General features: G+C 44.5%; 2 protein-coding genes. Both read right to left on the reverse strand.

The genetic code is table 11. The features are described 5' to 3' along the window. Positions 1–74 precede the first annotated feature (74 nt). Positions 75–443, reverse strand: coding sequence for a prolipoprotein diacylglyceryl transferase family protein (locus D5R40_RS38830; protein WP_205127887.1), 369 nt, complete (start codon positions 441–443; stop codon positions 75–77). Positions 444–522: 79 nt separating this feature from the next. Then, a partial coding sequence (locus D5R40_RS38835) for a prolipoprotein diacylglyceryl transferase family protein (protein ID WP_205127888.1) occupies positions 523–710 on the reverse strand: 188 nt, incomplete at its 5' end.

The following is a 710-nucleotide window of genomic DNA, read 5'->3' on the forward strand; positions in this document are numbered from 1 at the left end:
GTGGATTTTCCCGGTTCCGTATCCGCCATGTTTAGTGTTTCCGAAAGAAGTTTTGGCCTTTTCTACATACTTCTCTATCGCTTTTTACGGTGCTTATTCCAAAGTAAATAGGCGGTGATTGCTCCAATTAAGAACAAGGCAATGGAAATGATTTCTGCCTGCGTTAGCGTCGCACCTAGCACTTGATAATCATCATTAATCCGAATCTTTTCGATAAAGAAACGTTCGACGCCATTGAACATCAAGTAGATGGCAAATAACATTCCTGGGATGGCTAATCGCTTTCGGATTCCCCATAGAATGCCACCAATCGTGAAAGCCATGATGGATTCATACATGGGAGTAGGATATACTCCTGGATCCAGTCGGTTGCAATAATTGCCTGTACAACCTTCGATCGGACCCCTTCGTTCAATACGTTTTGCGGGTAATCGTAAGACCATAACCAATCTGGCAAAAACCACCAACTCGGTTGCGCTGCGGCTGTGATGCCCCAGTCGCCATCTCCAGAAAAGTGGCAACCTAATCTGCCAATCCCATACGCCAAATGATCAAAGCAGAGCAACTGTCATCTACTGCATGAATGATTGGAATCTTCTTTAATCGTAAATAATAGGCTACACTGAAGAAGCCGACAATTAGGCCCCCATAAATTGCAAGTCCACTTCCGGACAAAAAGGTGCGGATCGGATCTTCAAAAAAAGCTGGCA

It is taken from the genome of Okeania hirsuta (assembly GCF_003838195.1).
Classification (GTDB): domain Bacteria; phylum Cyanobacteriota; class Cyanobacteriia; order Cyanobacteriales; family Microcoleaceae; genus Okeania; species Okeania hirsuta.